This is a genomic window from Klebsiella sp. G-Nf4 (assembly GCF_002810615.1).
In the GTDB taxonomy this organism is placed as follows: Bacteria; Pseudomonadota; Gammaproteobacteria; order Enterobacterales; family Enterobacteriaceae; genus Klebsiella; species Klebsiella variicola.
Map to the genome: position 1 here is coordinate 1,011,741 of NZ_PION01000001.1, position 18,264 is coordinate 1,030,004.

The following is an 18,264-nucleotide window of genomic DNA, read 5'->3' on the forward strand; positions in this document are numbered from 1 at the left end:
CGTCAGCGCCTGTTTCATCGTCTTGCAAACCGCGGCCAAACAGACCTGACTGGCGATATCGGCGATAAAAAGTTACCATGTTTCAATATACAGACTCGGTTCCGCTACTATTTTAATCAATTGACTGAATACTATACGCTCCCGGTGACCGCATTATCCCTCAGGCTTGTTGAAGGCGGTGGTGAATGTCTATTAATCTTAATAAGATAGAGTTCAACTCTATAATCAAACAGAAAATATGCGCCTGAAATTGTCATCTCTCCTGGCAGCGGTTTCCCTGCTGTGTGGGCAGGCCTTTGCCGCCCCTGTGCTCCCTGACCGCGCCGATATCCGCGACAGCGGTTTCGTCTATTGCGTCAGCGGCCAGGTGAATACCTTTAATCCGCAGAAAGTCAGCAGCGGCCTGATTGTCGATACGCTGGCCGCTCAGATCTACGATCGTCTGCTTGACGTCGACCCCTATACCTACCGGCTGGTCCCCGAGCTGGCGGAGAGCTGGGAAGTCCTCGATAACGGCGCCACATACCGCTTCCACCTGCGCCGCCATGTCCCGTTTCAACGCACGGCATGGTTTACCCCGACGCGGGACTTCAACGCGGATGACGTGATTTTTACCTTTGGGCGTATTTTTAACCGCGACCATCCGTGGCACAACGTCAACGGCAGCAGCTTCCCCTACTTCGACAGTCTGCAGTTTGCTGACAGCGTGGAGAGCGTGCGTAAGCTGGATAATCAGACCGTGGAGTTTCGCCTCAAGCGGCCGGACGCCTCGTTCCTCTGGCATCTGGCCACTCACTATGCGTCGATTACCTCTGCCGAATATGCCGCCCGCTTAACGCAAGACGACCGCCAGGAACAACTGGATCGCCAGCCGGTCGGCACCGGTCCGTTCCAGTTGTCCGAGTACCGCTCCGGGCAATATATCCGTCTGCAGCGTCACCCCGACTACTGGCGCGGCAAACCGTTGATGCCGCAGGTGGTGGTGGACCTTGGCTCTGGCGGTACCGGCCGACTGTCGAAACTGCTCACCGGGGAATGCGACGTGCTGGCCTGGCCCGCCGCCAGCCAGTTGACAATCCTGCGCGACGACCCGCGCCTGCGCCTGACGCTACGCCCGGGAATGAACATTGCCTGGCTGGCCTTCAACACCGCCAAGCCGCCGCTGGATAACCCCGAGGTGCGCCACGCGCTGGCGCTGGCCATTAACAACCAGCGCCTGATGCAGTCCATCTACTACGGCACCGCAGAGACGGCGGCATCCATGCTGCCGCGCGCCTCGTGGGCCTATGATAACGACGCTAAGATTACCGAATATAATCCCAGGGAGGCCCGCACGCGCCTGAAGGCCCTGGGTCTGGAAAACCTGACCCTCAAGCTGTGGGTGCCCACCAGCTCGCAGGCGTGGAACCCCAGCCCGCTGAAAACGGCGGAGCTGATCCAGGCGGATATGGCGCAGATTGGCGTCAAGGTGATTATTGTGCCGGTGGAAGGACGCTTCCAGGAAGCGCGCCTGATGGACATGAACCATGATCTGACGCTCTCCGGTTGGGCGACGGACAGCAACGATCCGGACAGTTTCTTCCGGCCACTGCTGAGCTGCGCGGCGATCGCCTCGCAAACCAACTTTGCCCACTGGTGTAACCGGGAGTTTGATGACGTGCTGCAAAAAGCGCTGCTCTCGCAACAGCTCTCCTCGCGGATGGACGCTTACAAAGAGGCGCAGCGGATCCTCGCCCGCGAACTGCCGGTCCTGCCGCTGGCCTCCTCGCTGCGTTTGCAGGCCTATCGCTATGATATGAAAGGCCTCGTGCTGAGCCCCTTCGGTAACGCTTCGTTCGCTGGCGTATCGCGGGAGAAAACCGAAGAGGTGAAAAAGCCATGATTATTTTTACCCTGCGTCGTCTGCTGTTGCTGCTGGTCACCCTCTTTTTTCTGACCTTTATCGGCTTCAGCCTGAGTTATTTTACCCCTCATGCGCCGCTACAGGGCGCCTCCTTGTGGAATGCGTGGCTGTTCTGGTTTCAAGGGGTGCTGCACTGGGATTTTGGCGTCTCCAGCATTAACGGCCAGCTGATTTCCGAACAGTTGCGCGACGTGTTCCCGGCGACCATGGAGCTGTGCATCCTCGCCTTCGGCTTTGCCCTGCTGATTGGCATTCCGGTGGGCATGATCGCCGGCGTAATGCGCAATAAATGGCCCGATACGTTGATCAGCGCCATCGCGCTGGTTGGTTTCTCGATTCCGGTGTTCTGGCTGGCGCTGCTGCTGACCCTCTTCTTCTCGCTGACTCTTGGCTGGTTTCCGGTCTCTGGCCGCTTCGATCTGCTGTATGAGGTGAAAACCGTCACCGGTTTTGCGCTGATTGACGCCTGGATCTCGGACTCGCCATGGCGCCATGAGATGATCGTCAGCGCCGCACGACATATGGTGCTGCCGGTGCTGACCCTGGCGGTGGCCCCCACCACCGAGGTGATCCGCCTGATGCGCATCAGCACCAGCGAGGTGTATGACACCAACTATGTCAAAGCGGCAGCCACCCGCGGCGTGTCGCGACGCAAAATTTTACTGCGCCATGTACTGCACAACGCCCTGCCGCCGGTGATCCCGCGCCTCGGCCTGCAGTTTTCCACCATGCTCACCCTGGCGATGATCACTGAGATGGTGTTCAGCTGGCCCGGACTGGGACGCTGGCTGATCAACGCGATCCGCCAGCAGGACTACGCGGCGATCTCCGCCGGCGTCATGGTGATTGGTGCACTGGTTATTATCGTCAACGTGATTTCCGATATCCTCGGTGCCATGGCTAACCCGCTGAAACATAAGGAATGGTATGCCCTACGATAGCGTTTATCTGGAAAAGCGTCCGCCCGGCGCGCTGCGCACCGTATGGCGTAAATTCTATGGTGACACCACGGCGATGATCGGCCTGTACGGCTGCGCGGGTCTGCTGTTGCTCTGCGTCTTCGGCGGCTGGTTCGCCCCCTATGGTATCGATCAGCAGTTCCTTGGCTACCAGTTGCTGCCGCCGTCGTGGTCGCGCTATGGCGAAGTCTCCTTCTTCCTGGGAACCGATGACCTGGGCCGCGATGTGCTGAGCCGGCTGCTGAGCGGCGCGGCGCCGACCGTCGGCGGGGCCTTCGTCGTCACCCTCGGCGCGACGCTGTTTGGCCTGGTGCTGGGCGTAATTGCCGGGTCGACCCACGGCCTGCGTTCGGCGGTGATGAATCATATTCTCGATACCCTGCTCTCTATTCCCTCGCTGCTGCTGGCGATTATCGTCGTCGCGTTCGCCGGGCCGCACCTCAGCCATGCGATGTTCGCCGTCTGGCTGGCGCTGCTCCCGCGCATGGTGCGTTCCGTCTACAGCATGGTCCACGACGAGCTGGAGAAAGAGTACATCATCGCCGCTCGCCTCGACGGGGCGTCGACGCTGAACATTTTGCTGTTTGCCATTCTGCCCAATATTGCCTCTGGCCTGGTGACCGAGATCACCCGCGCCCTGTCGATGGCCATTCTGGATATTGCCGCGCTGGGCTTTCTTGATCTCGGCGCCCAGCTGCCTTCACCGGAATGGGGAGCCATGCTGGGCGATGCGCTGGAGCTTATCTATGTCGCACCGTGGACCGTGATGCTGCCCGGGGCCGCGATTATGCTCAGCGTACTGCTGGTCAACCTGCTGGGCGACGGTATTCGCCGGGCGATCATTGCCGGGGTACAATAATGCCGTTACTCGATATTCGTCACTTAACTATCGAATTTAGAACCAACGAAGGTTGGGTGAAAGCCGTCGATCGCGTCAGTTTGACCCTGACTGAAGGCGAGATCCGCGGCCTGGTGGGCGAATCCGGTTCCGGGAAAAGCCTCATCGCCAAAGCCATCTGTGGGGTGACCAAAGACAACTGGCGGGTCACCGCCGACCGCATGCGTTTCGATGATATCGACCTGCTGCGGCTGTCGAACCGCGAGCGGCGCAAACTGATCGGCCACAACGTGTCGATGATTTTCCAGGAGCCGCAGTCCTGTCTTGATCCCTCTGAGCGCATCGGCCAGCAGCTGATCCAGAGTATCCCCGGCTGGACCTACAAGGGCCGCTGGTGGCAACGGCTGGGCTGGCGTAAGCGCCGGGCGATAGAGCTGTTGCACCGCGTCGGCATTAAGGATCACAAAGACGCGATGCGCAGCTTCCCCTATCAGCTCACCGACGGTGAGTGTCAGAAGGTGATGATTGCCATCGCCCTGGCCAACCAGCCGCGTCTGCTGATCGCCGATGAACCCACCAATGCCATGGAACCCACCACCCAGGCGCAGATTATTCGTCTGCTGACGCGGCTCAACCAGAATAACAACACCACTATTTTGCTGATCAGCCACGACCTGCAGATGCTCAGCAAATGGGCGGATAAAATCAACGTCATGTACTGCGGACAGACGGTAGAGAGCGGCCCGAGTGAAGAGCTGATCACCCTCCCGCATCACCCGTACACTCAGGCATTAATCCGTGCGATCCCGGATTTTGGCAGCGCCATGCCACATAAAAGCCGCCTCAACACCCTGCCGGGGGCGATCCCGCTGCTGGAGCAGTTGCCCATCGGCTGTCGGCTGGGGCCGCGCTGCCCTTACGCCCAGCGCGAGTGTATTGAAACGCCGCGTCTTACCGGGGCGCGCAACCATCTGTACGCCTGTCATTTCCCGCTGAACATGGAGAAAGAGTGAAATGGTCGAAACATTGCTGGAAGTTCGCCAACTCAGTAAGACCTTTCGCTACCGCACCGGCTGGTTTCACCGCCAGACGGTGGAGGCCGTCAAGCCGCTGAGTTTTACTCTGCGCGAACGGCAGACGCTGGCGATCATCGGCGAGAACGGCTCCGGGAAATCCACCCTCGCCAAGATGCTGGCGGGGATGGTGGAACCCACCAGCGGCGAGCTGCTGATCGACGACCATCCGCTGACCTTCGGGGATTACTCCTACCGCAGCCAGAAGATTCGCATGATCTTTCAGGATCCGTCGACCTCACTGAATCCGCGCCAGCGTATCTCGCAGATCCTCGATTTTCCACTGCGGCTGAATACCGACCTCGACGCCGAGGCGCGGCAGAAGCAGATTATCGACACGTTGCGCATGGTCGGTCTGCTGCCGGACCACGTCAGCTATTACCCCCATATGCTGGCACCCGGTCAGAAGCAGCGTCTCGGCCTCGCCAGGGCGCTGATCCTGCGCCCGAAGGTCATTGTCTGCGATGAGGCGCTGGCCTCGCTGGATATGTCGATGCGCTCCCAGCTCATTAACCTGATGCTGGAGCTGCAGGAGAAACAGGGCATCTCCTATATCTATGTCACTCAGCACCTGGGAATGATGAAGCACATCAGCGATCAGGTGCTGGTGATGCATAACGGCGAAGTGGTCGAGCGCGGCAGCACCGCCGATGTGTTGGCCTCACCACTGCACGACCTGACCCGACGCCTGATCGCTGGCCACTTCGGTGAAGCCCTCACCGCCGACGCCTGGCGCAAAGACGGGAAATAGCCCCATCTCATTCACCTCGCCCGGTGACCTCACACCGGCGCGTGGCCAGCGTTCCGCTTGAGGATAGCCACCGCGTTGGCGATATCCGGCGCCAGCCAGCGATCGTCCTCCCAGGTGGGCACGCTTTGGCGCAGCAGATCGCGCGCCCGACGCGTCCCCGCCGCCAGTTTCTGCGGCTCGTGAAAATCGAGCCCCTGCGCCGCGAGTAAATATTCGATACCCAGGATCTGATAGAGGTTGCCGAGCAGGCGCTGTAGTTTCAGCGCGGCGCTGGTGCCCAGGCTTAAATGATCCTCCTGCAAAGCCGAGGTAACAAAATTATCCAGCACCGCCGGCTGCGCCAGCTGCTTATTTTCCGCGCACAACGACGCGGCGACGTACTGGGCAATCATCATGCCTGAATTCACCCCGGGTCGGGCGACCAGAAAGGCCGGCAAGCCGCTCACCAGAGGATTCACCAGCCGGTCAAGGCGTCGTTCGGCGATAGCGCCCAGCTCTGCCATGGCAATGGCCAGCAAATCGCAGGCCATTGCCACCGATTCACCGTGGGGATGCGCCTGGGACACCACCCGCCACTGCTCAAGGGTGCCCAGGATTAGGGGATTATCGGTACAGGCGTTAAGTTCGATATTAATCTGCGTCTCTGCATGACTAAACTGGTCGCGGCAGGCGCCATGCACCTGAGGCATCGAGCGGAGACTCAGCGCATCCTGGGTGCGAAGACCTTCGCTTTCGGCCAGAAGATGGCTGTCCGCCAGCAGCTCACGCAGCCGCTGGCCGCTGATCTGGATCCCGGGACTGGCTTTCAGCGCCAGGATCTCGGCATCGAACGCCACAAGCTGGCCGCGCAGCGCTTCAAAGCTCATCGCCCCGGTCACATCGGCCCAGTTCATTAAGCGCTCGGCGTCGTCTAAAGCCAGGCAGGCCAGGCCGGTCATGCACGGCGTACCGTTGACCAGACTGAGCCCCTCTTTCGCTCCCGGCGCAATGGGCTGTAGATTCAGCTGCGACAGGACCTCTGCCGCAGACCACGTTCGCCCTTGCCATAGCACATCGCCGACTCCCATCAGGGCAAGGCCAACGTGCGCCATATGCGTTAAATAGCCAACCGACCCCTGAGAGGGCACCTGCGGTGTCACGCCATGCTGCAAAAACGTCAGCAGTTGTCGCACTATTCCGGCGGAGATACCGGATTTACCGTGGCTGAAATTGGCCACCGCGGCGCACATAATGGCCCGGGTTGGGGCGACCTCCAGCAGCGGACCCACCCCGCAGGCATGACTAAGCAGCGTATTGCGCGACAGCTGGTGTAACTGCGCTTCCGGCAGCGTAATGTTGCACAGCGCCCCCAGCCCGGTGTTAATCCCATAGGCCACCTGACCGGCGTTAACGATATGCTGGACAATCGCCCGTCCCTGCTCGATACGCGCCCAGGCGCTTTCGCTAAGGCTCAAGGTCGCCTCGCCCCGGGCGACACAAGCCACCTCCTGCCAGCGTATCGGTGCATCGCCCCACTGGATCATATTCATACGACCTGTCCTGGCTGTTGATGGCTGGAGATAAATTGCTTAAAGCGCGCGGAACCCTGAGTGCCAAATAGCGCCTCAGGCGCACCGTCGCAGTCAATCGTCCCCTGGTGCATAAATACCACCCGGTTGGAGACATGGCGGGCGAATCCCAGTTCGTGGGTGACCACCAGCATCGTCCGCCCCTCTTCCGCCAGGCTGCGCATGACCTTTAACACCTCGCCGACCAGTTCGGGATCCAGCGCGGAGGTGGGTTCATCAAAGAGCATGACGTCTGGCTCCATCGCCAGCGCGCGGGCTATTGCCACGCGCTGCTGTTGGCCGCCGGAGAGCTGTGCCGGATAGAAATCCTTTCGGTTCAACATCCCCACCCGCTCCAGCAGCTGCTCAGCCTGTTCAATGCAGGTCCGTTTATCCCGTTTGAGCACATAATGCGGCCCCTCAATGACATTCTGCAGGACCGTCATATGCGACCACAGGTTAAAACTTTGAAAGACCATCCCCAGCCGCGAACGCAGGCGCTCTATCTGCCGGGGATTCGCCGCCAGCCGATGCCCGCGGGCGTGGTGCTTCATTTCAATCGTCTCTCCCCCGACGCTGACCACCCCGGCATCGGGGGTTTCCAGCAGATTAATGCAGCGCAGCAGCGTACTTTTACCGGAGCCGCTGGCGCCGAGGATCGAAATGACATCGCCCTGCTGGGCCTGGATGGTGATCCCCTTCAGGACATCCAGGGAGCCAAAGGACTTATGAATATCGCTGACCGATAAGGTCACCGGACGTGAATCGAGCATCTTACTCTCCTTTGGTTATCGGCTTGAGCGACACGGTCGCCGGGTTTTGCCGGGTATGCGGCGTTAAACGCCGTTCAAGCAGGGCGTACAGTTGCACAATGATGAAATTAAGCAGCAGGTAGATGGCCGCCGCGCAGAGGAATACCTCCATCGTCCGGTAGGTACGCTGAATAATCTGTTGCGCCACCCCGGTGACGTCCCAGACGGTCACCAGGCTTGCCAGCGCCGTCGACTTGACCAGCAGAATGGCCTCCGTGGAGTAGGCTGGCAGTGCATAACGTAGCATCACTGGGGCAATGATCCGCCGCAGCAACAGCCAGCGCGACATACCGCAAGCCTGACCGGCTTCAATCTGCCCCGGCGGTATCGCCAGCAACCCGCCGCGCAGAATTTCCGCGGTGTAGGCCGCCGTACAGAGCGCCAGCGCCAGAACGGCGCAGATAAAGGGTTCGCGCAGCAGTGGCCACAGGAAACTGTGACGGATCACCCCAAACTGACCCAGCCCGTAATAAATGAGAAACAACTGGATCAGCAGTGGTGAACCGCGAAAGATCAGGATATAGCCTTTGGCGAAACCGCTTGCCAGCGGCCAGTGGCTCATTCGCAGCGCTAAAACGCCGAGGGCCAGTACGCCGCCGAGGATAAAAGAGCAAATAAAGAGCCCCAGCGTCACCGGCAGCGCCGCGCCGAGCTTCAACAACGTCTCACCGAGGAAGGCAAAATCGATAAACATACGGGCTCCTTACGCCTGCGCGGTGCTGCGACGCAGCCAGGCGCGGTTGAGATGGCTCTCCGCCCGGGTAAACGCGCGGTTAGAGAGCAGCGTCAGGATCAAATAGCCGCCGCCGCCGATGAGATAGAACAGGAAATATTCGCGGGTCGAGCCTGCGGCAATCTGGCTGGCGCGCATCAGTTCAACCATCCCGGTCACCGATACCAACGCCGAATCTTTGAGGCTCATTTGCCACACGTTGGATAACCCCGGCAGCGAATAACGGACAATCTGCGGCAACAGAATGCGCTGCAGGATCCGCCAGCGCGGCATGCCGATAGCGGTAGCCGCCTCCACTTCACCGGGCATCAGCGCCAGGCGAGCAGCACGGTAGACTTCCGCCTGATACGAGGAGGAGATCAAACCAATCGCCAGGGCGCCAATCAGAAAGGGCGGAACCTCAATAAAGCCATCAGCGCCAAACAGACGCCCCACCCATGAAATCATCCCTGAGCCGCCAAAATAAAACAGGTAGATCACCAGTAATTCGGGGATACCGCGGAATACCACCGACCAGGCGGCGCCAAACCAGCGCGCTGGCGCGTGCCGGGATAGCTTCGCGGCGGCAATGACGCCGCCCACCGCCGCACCGACGGCCAGCGCGGCGAGCGACAGCAGCAAGGTGGTCAGCGTGGCACTGAGGATCAGCGTCCCCCACCCGTTTTCACCAAAACTCAGAAGATTCAACATAACAGCCTCACTCAGGGGGTAACGTCGCTTTTAAACCATTTCTCACTCAGTTTTTTTACCGTCCCATCGGCCAGCGCCGCCTGAATAGCGCTATCCAGTTTCGCTTTAAGATCGGTATCGGTCAGGCGTACCCCCATCGCTTCACCGCCTCCCCAGATCGGCCCGCTTATCAGCGGACCGCTCAATGCCAGATTGCTATTCTCCGGGCGCGACAGGGTGGTGTTGGCAAAGGTAATATCATCAAACACCGCATCGATGCGCTCAGCCTGCAGGTCGAGGATCGCATCCGCTGAGTTGTTATATTCCCGGATATCAGCGATATCCTTGAAATACTTGTCAATAAACGGGGTGTACACGGTGCCGGAAGCGATGCCGATGGTTTTCCCTTTCAACGCCGCGCGCAGAGGCGCAATCGCCGCCTGAATCTCTTTCTCATCATCATGAAGCTTGACCGTCGGAGACGGAGGGAGCAGTGACCCTTTTACCGCAATGAACGAGGCTGGCGTGGCAGCGTAGGCCTGGGTAAACGCCACGACCTTCGATCGCTCCGGGGTGACGACAATAGCGTCCATGATCACGTCATATTTTCCGGCGTTAAGTCCGGCAATCATGCCATCCCAGTTCTGTACCACCAGCTTGCATTCGATCTGCATCCGCTGGCATAAATTCGCCATGAGCTCAGGTTCGAAGCCGCTCAACTTCCCTCCGGGAAGCGTCAGGTTCCAGGGTTCATAGCCGCCTTCCGTAGCGATGGTGATTGATTTCCACTCTTTAGCGTATGTTGAGCCACCAGACAGCAGTAGCCCCGAAAACAGGGTGACCAGGCAGGCCTGGCGGAAAGTAATACGCTGTTGCATTTTCATTCTCCCGATCGCGTTTTGTCATGATGGCTCTGGTCACTGCGATAAGATAATTCGCAGATGACTGCTCATGTATATACAAGCATTGACAAACCCACACACGCGCTCGATGATGGATTTGTGAGCCCTGTTGTAAATAATTTGTAAGCATGTTGAGACACACATGTAACAAATACCATCCACCCTCTGAATTCCGCCGAGCAGACCATGATCTTTTTTTTTGATATCGCCACCTTACCCATCACGCCATGGAAGAACGGTGCCGGTGCCACCCGGGAAATTATCGCCGTTCCTTCCACAGAGGCTCCCTTTCTCTGGCGAGCGAGCATTGCCACCCTGCAGGCAGATGGTCCATTTTCCCCCTTCCCCGGCGTCGACCGGGTGATTACCCTGCTGGCGGGACAACCGCTACGACTGTGCGGCGAGGACATCGACCATCCGCTGACGCTCTGGCAGCCGTGGGCGTTCCCCGGCGAATGGGCGCTGTCCAGCGTCGGGATCGTTGAGCCAGGGCTGGACTTCAATATCATGACTCAGCGCGGACGTGCCTCGGCGAGAGTAAAGGTGATAAACGACCAGCAACGCCCTGCCACTGAGGGAGTCGCTTATGTTCTTCAGGGCGAGTGGGATCTGACCGGGAAGCGAAGCGCGGCCGGCAGCGGTCTCTGCTGGCGCGGTGAATCCCCTGGCGAGCTATTGCCCCTCAGCGCCAATGGGCGTCTGCTGCTGGCGGAGATCGCGCTCAAATAATCGTCAGGAGAGATGGTATACTGGAGCCGTCGCGATGAGCTTTTGCCCCGCGCGGCGCGGGCCGGCTGAAAAATATCGTGACACAAGGGGTCGTCAGTGGGATATAATTCCCGGCTAAATTTGAGTTATTTTGAAATAACAATGTTAACGCTATGATTGTTAAAGTAAAAATAAGCAATAACGATAAGGATTAAAGCTATGGGTTTTCTTTCCGGTAAGCGCATTTTGATCACTGGCGTCGCCAGCAAACTGTCCATCGCCTACGGTATTGCGCAAGCAATGCACCGCGAAGGCGCGGAACTGGCATTCACCTATCAGAATGAAAAACTGAAAGGTCGCGTAGAAGAATTTGCTGCCGCGCTGGGTTCTAACATTGTGCTGCCGTGCGACGTTGCTGAAGATGAGAGCATTACCGCACTGTTCACCGAGCTGGAAAAAGTCTGGCCGAAATTCGATGGTTTCGTCCACTCTATCGGTTATGCTCCGGCTGACCAGTTAGATGGCGACTACGTCAATGCCGTGACCCGCGAAGGTTTCAAAATCGCGCACGACATCAGCGCTTACAGCTTCGTGGCGATGGCTAAAGCCTGCCGCAGCATGCTGAACCCGGATTCAGCCCTGCTGACGCTCTCCTACCTGGGTGCAGAGCGCGCGATCCCGAACTACAACGTGATGGGTCTGGCCAAAGCCTCTCTGGAAGCTAACGTCCGTTATATGGCTAACGCCATGGGTCCGGAAGGCATTCGCGTCAACGCCATCTCTGCCGGTCCGATCCGTACACTGGCTGCTTCTGGCATTAAAGATTTCCGTAAAATGCTGGCACACTGCGAAGCGGTCACCCCGATCCGTCGCACCGTCACCATTGAAGATGTGGGTAACAGCGCAGCCTTCCTGTGCTCCAACCTGTCTGCGGGGATCTCCGGTGAAGTCGTTCACGTTGACGGCGGGTTCAGCATCGCCGCCATGAACGAACTGGAACTGAAATAAGTTCCATACCCTCCTCACCCGGGTGAGGAGGGCTTATCCCTTACTCCCTTCCGTTGCGCTGTCTCTTGTTATTCCAATCGGCTATTTGTTAGCACGTATCAATATTTTCTCCTGCTTCCGGGTTACGCCAGGATAGTTCTGCATAAACGATCCGCGGAACGGCGGTTCGCCACATACCGAACAAGGAAAGCCCATGGAGCCACGCCGCGTGAATGGCAAAAACCACTGGTATCACGAAACCCAGTCAACAATCTGCCCGGTGGATGTTCTGCCACTTGTCCCTGAAGCCGCCCATGTTGAAGACCGCTTTTTGCTGGACCTGACGCTGCCGGATGCCTGGCTACACATCCACGCAGGCTGGCTACATCCTGCTCGCCAGCTGGCAGTGCGGCTGTTTCCCGATCAGGTAACGGTGAGCCGACTGCAAACTTTTACCGCCTATGATCGCCTGAGCACCGCGCTGACTGTCGCCCAGGTCTACGGCGTCCAGCGGTTGTGTAACCACTATGCCGCCCGTCTGGCCCCCTTGCCTGGCCCTGACTCTTCGCGTGAGAGCAACCGTCGCCTGGCGCAGATCACTCAGTACGCTCGTCAGCTCGCCAGTTCGCCCTCCGTTATTAACGCCCTCTCACGCAGCCAGCTGGACGAAGTAGGCTTAACCAGCCGGGATATTATCCTGATCAACCAGATTATTGGTTTCGTCGGCTTCCAGGCCCGGGCGATTGCTGTCCTGCAGGCGGCGCTGGGCTATCCGGTGCGTTGGATCCCCGGCATGCCTCAGCAAGAAGAGGCCCCCGCCGAACTGTTCACCGCGCCACCAGGAGAGTGGCAGAGCGACCTTGAGGACCCCGATCTGCAGTATGCCGATGATGAGCGCCAGCGGCGCATCGCTGGCTGGCAGTCGCTGCCCGGCCTGGGCGAGTTGGCCCCACTGCTGGCCTGCGACCCACCGTTGTTCACGCCTCTGGAGACCTTGATCCGCCAGCTCAGCACGGATGATACCTTTGGCCCGCAGGTCGCCTTACTCGCGGCGCGCACCAACGGCAGCCCCACCTGTTTTGACGCCTGGCTCCCCCACTGGCAGGGTGAAGAGGAGTTCGCCAGCCATCTGCGGGAGGGCGACCAGGCCCTCCATCACTGGCTCCAGCAGCATCCTCAGTCCCGGGCCCTCGTGACCGCGGTGCAGCTGTTAACCCGCTCGCCGGACCGGTTTAGCGCCGCCCAGTTAACTCCCCTCGCGGAATATGGACTCTCTGTGGAACAAGCGATCGATCTGTTGACCTGGAGCGGGCTGTGCGGATGGATGAATCGTCTGAAAATCGCCCTCGGCAATGTGCGTCAGCAGACGTAAATTGCTGAAACAGCGCTTGCTGCGGCAGGCATATTCGCGTAAAAATGTCAGCCGCTCTTTTAGCCACGAAAATACCTAATTATGTTTCAGGATAACCCGCTGCTAGCGCAGCTTAAACAGCAACTGCATTCCCAGACGCCGCGCGCTGAAGGGGTCGTTAAGGGCACGGAAAAGGGCTTTGGCTTCCTCGAAGTGGACGCTCAGAAGAGCTACTTCATTCCGCCGCCGCAGATGAAAAAAGTGATGCATGGCGACCGTATCGTCGCAGTGATCCATTCTGAAAAAGATCGCGAAAGCGCCGAACCGGAATCACTGATTGAGCCGTTCCTGACCCGTTTCGTCGGTAAAGTCCAGAAGAAAGACGATCGCCTCGCTATCGTTCCTGACCATCCGCTGCTGAAAGACGCCATTCCCTGCCGCGCCGCCCGTGGCGTTGAGCATGATTTCAAACAGGGTGACTGGGCCGTCGCCGAGATGCGCCGTCATCCGTTAAAAGGCGACCGCGGGTTTTACGCGGAGCTGACCCAGTTCATCACCTTCAGCGACGATCACTTCGTCCCCTGGTGGGTAACCCTGGCGCGCCATAACCTCGAAAAAGAAGCGCCGGACGGCGTGGCCACGGAAATGCTTGATGAAGGGCTGACGCGCCGCGATTTAACCGCTCTCGACTTCGTCACTATCGACAGCGCCAGCACCGAAGATATGGACGATGCGTTGTACGCTGAATCCACTGCTGATGGCAAACTGCTACTGACGGTCGCCATTGCTGACCCGACCGCCTGGATTGCCGAAGGTAGCAAGCTGGATAAGGCCGCAAAAGTGCGCGCCTTTACCAACTATCTGCCTGGCTTCAATATTCCAATGCTGCCGCGTGAGCTGTCAGACGATCTGTGCTCCCTGCGCGCTAACGAAGTGCGTCCGGTGCTGGCCTGCCAGATGACTCTGGCGGCCGATGGCACCATCGAAGACAATATCGAATTCTTTGCCGCCACCATCGAGTCGAAAGCAAAGCTGGCCTATGACGACGTCTCTGACTGGCTGGAAGGCCGCGGCAGCTGGCAACCGGGCAGCGACGCCATCGCGCAGCAAATTACGCTGTTGAAAGATGTGTGCCAGCGTCGTAGCGAATGGCGTCAGACCCATGCGCTGGTGTTCAAAGACCGTCCGGACTACCGTTTCGTTCTTGGCGAAAAAGGCGAAGTGCTGGATATCGTCGCGGAGCCACGTCGCATTGCCAACCGCATTGTCGAAGAGTCGATGATCGCCGCCAACATCTGTGCCGCCCGCGTTCTGCGCGACAAGCTCGGCTTCGGCGTTTATAACGTCCATACCGGCTTCGACCCGGCGAATACCGAACAGCTGGCGGCGCTGCTGAAAACCCACGACGTGCACGTCGACCCAACGGAGGTGCTGACGCTGGAAGGGTTCTGCAAGCTGCGCCGCGAACTGGATGCCCAGCCGACCGGTTTCCTCGACAGCCGCATCCGCCGCTTCCAGTCGTTTGCGGAAATCAGCACCGAGCCGGGCCCGCACTTTGGCCTCGGCCTTGAGGCCTATGCCACCTGGACCTCGCCGATCCGTAAATATGGCGACATGATCAACCACCGTCTGCTGAAGGCCATCATCAAAGGCGAGACCATTGCGCGCCCGCAAGATGATGCCACCGTGCAGATGGCGGAGCGCCGTCGTCTTAACCGGATGGCAGAGCGCGACGTCGCCGACTGGCTGTATGCTCGTTTCCTCAACGATAAAGCCGGGACCGATACCCGCTTTGCGGCGGAGATCATCGACATCAGCCGCGGCGGGATGCGCGTGCGCCTGGTGGACAATGGCGCGGTCGCCTTTATTCCGGCTCCGTTCCTCCACTCGGTACGCGACGAACTGGTGTGCAGCCAGGAGAACGGCACCGTGCAGATCAAGGGCGAGGTGGTCTACAAAGTGACTGACGTTATCGATGTCACCATCGCTGAAGTCCGCATGGAAACCCGCAGCATTATTGCGCGTCCGGCAGTCTGACGCCCCTTCACAGCGGTTCCTCCGGGAACCGCTGCTTCTTTCCTCTCCATCCAGCGATTTCCGTCGTACCGATTAAGGTTGTGCGTTTTTTTCGCTTCTCTTTTTCACTCATTTTTAGCATCATTGATTTCATTCGTTTTTGTTACCAGGATAATGCCATGTCAGATGTGAATGCCCACCTGCTCGCCCAACGTATCGATACCGTGCTGGATATTCTGGTTGCCGGTGATTACCACTCTGCGATCCATAATCTGGAAATCCTCAAAGCGGAGCTGCTGGCACTGGCAGCGGACGACGCTGAGCAAAAAAACCAGCCCAAGGCCCCCTGGGAAATCTGATTATCGCCCATGCCGCAACCGGTGACTCATACCGGTTGCTCGCCATATAGCCCCCTAACAGTGATGTTGCTATGAACGCCCGACAACAAAGTATTTTGCAAGTGGTCATTGATAAAGGCCGGATGAGCGTCGCCGATCTGGCGAAGATGACCGGTGTCTCAGAGGTCACTATTCGCCAGGATCTGAATCTGCTGGAAAAGCAGAGCTATTTGCGCCGCACCCATGGCTATGCAGTCCCACTGGACAGTGAAGATGTTGAAACCCGCATGATGACCCATTTCGCCATTAAACGTGAACTGGCCAGCCGGGCGGCGGCGCTGGTGAGCGCCGGCGAAACGGTATTCATCGAAAACGGCAGCAGCAACGCCCTGCTGGCGCGCACCCTCGCCGAACGCGGCGATATCACCATCATTACCGTGAGCAGCTATATCGCCCATCTGCTGAAAGAGACGCCGGGAGAGGTGATCCTGCTGGGCGGGATTTACCAGAAACGCAGTGAAAGCATGGTGGGCCCGCTGACCCGCCAGTTCATCCAGCAGGTGCATTTCAGCAAAGCCTTCATCGGGATCGATGGCTGGCAGGCAGAAACCGGCTTTACCGGTCGCGATATGATGCGTGCGGATGTGGTTAACGCCGTGCTGGAAAAGCACTGTGAAGCGATTATTCTCAGCGACAGTTCAAAATTCAGCGCGGTTCATCCCTATCCCCTCGGTCCCGCCGGGCGCTTTAACCGCGTTATTACCGACGATCGCCTGCCGGCAGCCTGCCGCGACCAGTTACTGCACAGCGGCTTGACCGTCGATATTGTGCCGTACGCCTGATGTTTACCCTGCCCCGAGCCATGCCATAGCGCCGTTCGGGGCGTTATTACGCTCTGAGAGTATTCCGAGCCGCTAATTAAGATTTTTTACCTGACGATACATTTAAAAAAAAGTAAAATTATTATTAGCGATATAACAGGAAGTGACTATCACCTGCGTGATTTTCGTGACACCTGCGCACCCTAACTTCATGGAATTGCCCTAAAGCTGCTATTTCAGGCTATGCTTAAAGGAGCGTAGTATCCATGAATAGATTATTCAGGAGAAAAAAATGATGACTTCAACGAGCAAAAAAATGGCTGCCGTCGTTCTGGCTGTCACTGTAGCAATGTCTCTGAGCGCTTGTTCTAACATGTCTAAACGCGACCGTAACACCGCGATCGGTGCTGGCGCCGGCGCCATCGGTGGTGCGGTGTTAACTGACGGTAGCGCACTCGGTACCCTGGGTGGCGCGGCAGTCGGTGGTATTATTGGTCACCAGGTTGGCAAATAATATAATTACCTGACGAAATAAAAGAATAATTCACACGAATTGACTTACGCACGTTAAATCATTCAAGGCCGCGGCATTCACCGCGGCCTTGTTATTTCAGCACTCTATTTAATTAGTGTCGAAATAGCATTCAACCACCGGCTAACTTAACCTTCATCCCTTTCGCCTCGAGCAGCGACTTAAGTAAATCCCGTTTATCACCCTGGATCTCGATCACGCCATCTTTCACTGCGCCGCCGCAACCACATTTCTTTTTCAGCTCTGCTGCCAGAGCGTTAAGCGCGGCATCGTCAGCATCGATGCCGCTAATCAGGCACACGCCTTTGCCCTTGCGACCGCTGGTCTGGCGCTGAATACGGACAATACCATCGCCTTTAGGCCGCACCGGCGCCGGTTGTTTCGCCTCGTCGATACGCCCGGTTTCCGTGGAGTAGACCAGGCGGCTATTGGAATCGCTCATTATGCCTCCTTTGACAACGAGACGTTGATTGCCCGTAACGTTGCGGCAGGATCGGCCGACTGAGTCACCGGACGACCAATAACCATATAATCCACCCCCGCCGCCTGGGCCTGCTCGGGGGTCATAATCCGCCGCTGATCCCCGGCCTCGCTCCCCTGCGGACGGATCCCCGGGGTCACCAGCTTAAACGCCTGTCCCAGCTCCTGTTTGAAGCGCACCGCCTCCTGAGCTGAGCACACGACCCCGTCAAGGCCGCAGCGTTGGGTCAACGCTGCCAGCTTCGCCGCGTAATCAGCCGGGGATAAGGTAATGCCCAGATCCTGCAGGTCGCTGGCCTCCATGCTGGTGAGCACGGTGACGGCGATCAGTAGCGGAGCGTCTTTGCCAAACGGCAGCAGCGCTTCACGCGCGGCGGTCATCATCCGCGCGCCGCCGGAGGCATGAACATTCACCATCCATACACCAAGTTCGGCCGCCGCCGCCACCGCGCGAGCCGTGGTGTTGGGGATATCGTGAAACTTAAGGTCAAGGAACACCTCAAACCCACGCTGATGTAGATCGCGAACAAACTGCGGGCCCAGCAGGGTGAACATCTCTTTGCCCACCTTCAGGCGGCAGTCTCGCGGGTCGATGCGGTCGACAAATGCCAGCGCTTTATCGCGATTATCATAGTCGAGCGCAACCACAACGGGAGAGGATGTGACAGCGCGGGAAGATGTGATAGCTGTAGACGTCATGACCAGACCTTAGTGTTGATGGGCGCCAGGGCGGCGCAAAAAAGGTAAACGGGCAGCATTCTACCTGTGATGCTAACAAAATAACAGGCTGCTGTATTGGCGCTGGCCAGACGATGGCGCAGCCGGGGCCGCGCCTGGAGAGGAG

The 18,264-nt window shown here is 58.4% G+C and carries 19 protein-coding genes; 12 read left to right on the top strand and 7 right to left on the bottom strand.

Annotated features, from left to right (window positions below):
- Positions 1–238: 238 nt before the first annotated feature.
- Genes sapA through sapF form a run of 5 tightly spaced genes read left to right on the top strand, consistent with a single transcriptional unit; the run spans position 239 to position 5,524 of the window.
- On the top strand, positions 239–1,882 hold the full coding sequence (gene sapA / locus CWM57_RS04970) for an ABC transporter substrate-binding protein SapA (RefSeq protein ID WP_074386096.1): 1,644 nt from the start codon (positions 239–241) through the stop codon (positions 1,880–1,882).
- On the top strand, positions 1,879–2,844 hold the full coding sequence (gene sapB, locus CWM57_RS04975) for a putrescine export ABC transporter permease SapB (RefSeq protein ID WP_061154890.1): 966 nt from the start codon (positions 1,879–1,881) through the stop codon (positions 2,842–2,844). The genes sapA and sapB overlap by 4 nt, the downstream gene beginning before the upstream one ends.
- The gene (sapC, locus tag CWM57_RS04980) at positions 2,831–3,721 is read left to right on the top strand and encodes a putrescine export ABC transporter permease SapC (protein WP_061154891.1); all 891 of its coding nucleotides are present in this window, start codon (positions 2,831–2,833) and stop codon (positions 3,719–3,721) included. The genes sapB and sapC overlap by 14 nt, the downstream gene beginning before the upstream one ends.
- Complete coding sequence (gene sapD / locus CWM57_RS04985) at positions 3,721–4,713, top strand: putrescine export ABC transporter ATP-binding protein SapD (RefSeq protein ID WP_061154892.1); 993 nt, start codon at positions 3,721–3,723, stop codon at positions 4,711–4,713. The genes sapC and sapD overlap by 1 nt, the downstream gene beginning before the upstream one ends.
- Position 4,714: 1 nt before the next feature.
- Positions 4,715–5,524: a putrescine export ABC transporter ATP-binding protein SapF gene (gene sapF / locus CWM57_RS04990; protein WP_004140269.1), complete on the top strand. Its 810-nt coding sequence runs from the start codon at positions 4,715–4,717 to the stop codon at positions 5,522–5,524.
- A 29-nt stretch (positions 5,525–5,553) separates the two neighbouring features.
- On the opposite strand, the gene CWM57_RS04995 is transcribed toward sapF, so the two are convergent.
- From CWM57_RS04995 to CWM57_RS05015, 5 genes are read right to left on the bottom strand one after another with little or no spacing between them, the layout of a single operon-like run.
- Positions 5,554–7,053: an HAL/PAL/TAL family ammonia-lyase gene (locus CWM57_RS04995; RefSeq protein ID WP_100675707.1), complete on the bottom strand. Its 1,500-nt coding sequence runs from the start codon at positions 7,051–7,053 to the stop codon at positions 5,554–5,556.
- A complete protein-coding gene (locus tag CWM57_RS05000) occupies positions 7,050–7,844 on the bottom strand; it encodes an ABC transporter ATP-binding protein (protein ID WP_061154894.1) in 795 nt (264 codons plus the stop codon). The genes CWM57_RS04995 and CWM57_RS05000 overlap by 4 nt, the downstream gene beginning before the upstream one ends.
- Before the next feature lies 1 nt (position 7,845).
- The gene (locus CWM57_RS05005; RefSeq protein ID WP_012968438.1) at positions 7,846–8,577 is read right to left on the bottom strand and encodes an ABC transporter permease; all 732 of its coding nucleotides are present in this window, start codon (positions 8,575–8,577) and stop codon (positions 7,846–7,848) included.
- Between the two features lie 9 nt (positions 8,578–8,586).
- Positions 8,587–9,306, bottom strand: coding sequence for an ABC transporter permease (locus CWM57_RS05010; protein ID WP_100675708.1), 720 nt, complete (start codon positions 9,304–9,306; stop codon positions 8,587–8,589).
- An 11-nt stretch (positions 9,307–9,317) separates the two neighbouring features.
- Positions 9,318–10,163 (bottom strand): transporter substrate-binding domain-containing protein, encoded by an 846-nt coding sequence (locus CWM57_RS05015; protein WP_100675709.1) that lies wholly within the window; start codon positions 10,161–10,163, stop codon positions 9,318–9,320.
- 210 nt (positions 10,164–10,373) lie between these two features.
- Between CWM57_RS05015 and CWM57_RS05020 the strand changes: the two genes are divergently transcribed.
- The 7 genes from CWM57_RS05020 (at position 10,374) to osmB (ending at position 16,922) form a co-directional block, all read left to right on the top strand.
- Positions 10,374–10,916, top strand: a complete 543-nt coding sequence (locus CWM57_RS05020) for a HutD family protein (protein ID WP_100675710.1) — start codon at positions 10,374–10,376, stop codon at positions 10,914–10,916.
- Positions 10,917–11,114: 198 nt separating this feature from the next.
- On the top strand, positions 11,115–11,903 hold the full coding sequence (gene fabI, locus CWM57_RS05025; protein WP_061154898.1) for an enoyl-ACP reductase FabI: 789 nt from the start codon (positions 11,115–11,117) through the stop codon (positions 11,901–11,903).
- Positions 11,904–12,096: 193 nt separating this feature from the next.
- Entirely contained in the window at positions 12,097–13,254 is a 1,158-nt protein-coding gene (locus CWM57_RS05030; RefSeq protein ID WP_074386101.1) for a CMD domain-containing protein, read from the top strand.
- An 81-nt stretch (positions 13,255–13,335) separates the two neighbouring features.
- Entirely contained in the window at positions 13,336–15,270 is a 1,935-nt protein-coding gene (locus tag CWM57_RS05035; RefSeq protein WP_074386102.1) for an exoribonuclease II, read from the top strand.
- 158 nt (positions 15,271–15,428) lie between these two features.
- The gene (locus CWM57_RS05040; RefSeq protein WP_012542045.1) at positions 15,429–15,608 is read left to right on the top strand and encodes a hypothetical protein; all 180 of its coding nucleotides are present in this window, start codon (positions 15,429–15,431) and stop codon (positions 15,606–15,608) included.
- Positions 15,609–15,679: 71 nt separating this feature from the next.
- Positions 15,680–16,429, top strand: a complete 750-nt coding sequence (locus CWM57_RS05045) for a DNA-binding transcriptional regulator YciT (RefSeq protein ID WP_100630918.1) — start codon at positions 15,680–15,682, stop codon at positions 16,427–16,429.
- A gap of 274 nt (positions 16,430–16,703) precedes the next feature.
- The gene (osmB, locus tag CWM57_RS05050; protein ID WP_002901783.1) at positions 16,704–16,922 is read left to right on the top strand and encodes an osmotically-inducible lipoprotein OsmB; all 219 of its coding nucleotides are present in this window, start codon (positions 16,704–16,706) and stop codon (positions 16,920–16,922) included.
- 130 nt (positions 16,923–17,052) lie between these two features.
- Here osmB and yciH read toward each other — a convergent pair whose 3' ends face one another.
- Together yciH and pyrF are read right to left on the bottom strand one after the other, a co-directional pair.
- Positions 17,053–17,382, bottom strand: coding sequence for a stress response translation initiation inhibitor YciH (yciH, locus tag CWM57_RS05055; RefSeq protein WP_100675711.1), 330 nt, complete (start codon positions 17,380–17,382; stop codon positions 17,053–17,055).
- Complete coding sequence (gene pyrF / locus CWM57_RS05060) at positions 17,382–18,119, bottom strand: orotidine-5'-phosphate decarboxylase (RefSeq protein WP_023297452.1); 738 nt, start codon at positions 18,117–18,119, stop codon at positions 17,382–17,384. The genes yciH and pyrF overlap by 1 nt, the downstream gene beginning before the upstream one ends.
- Positions 18,120–18,264 lie beyond the last annotated feature (145 nt).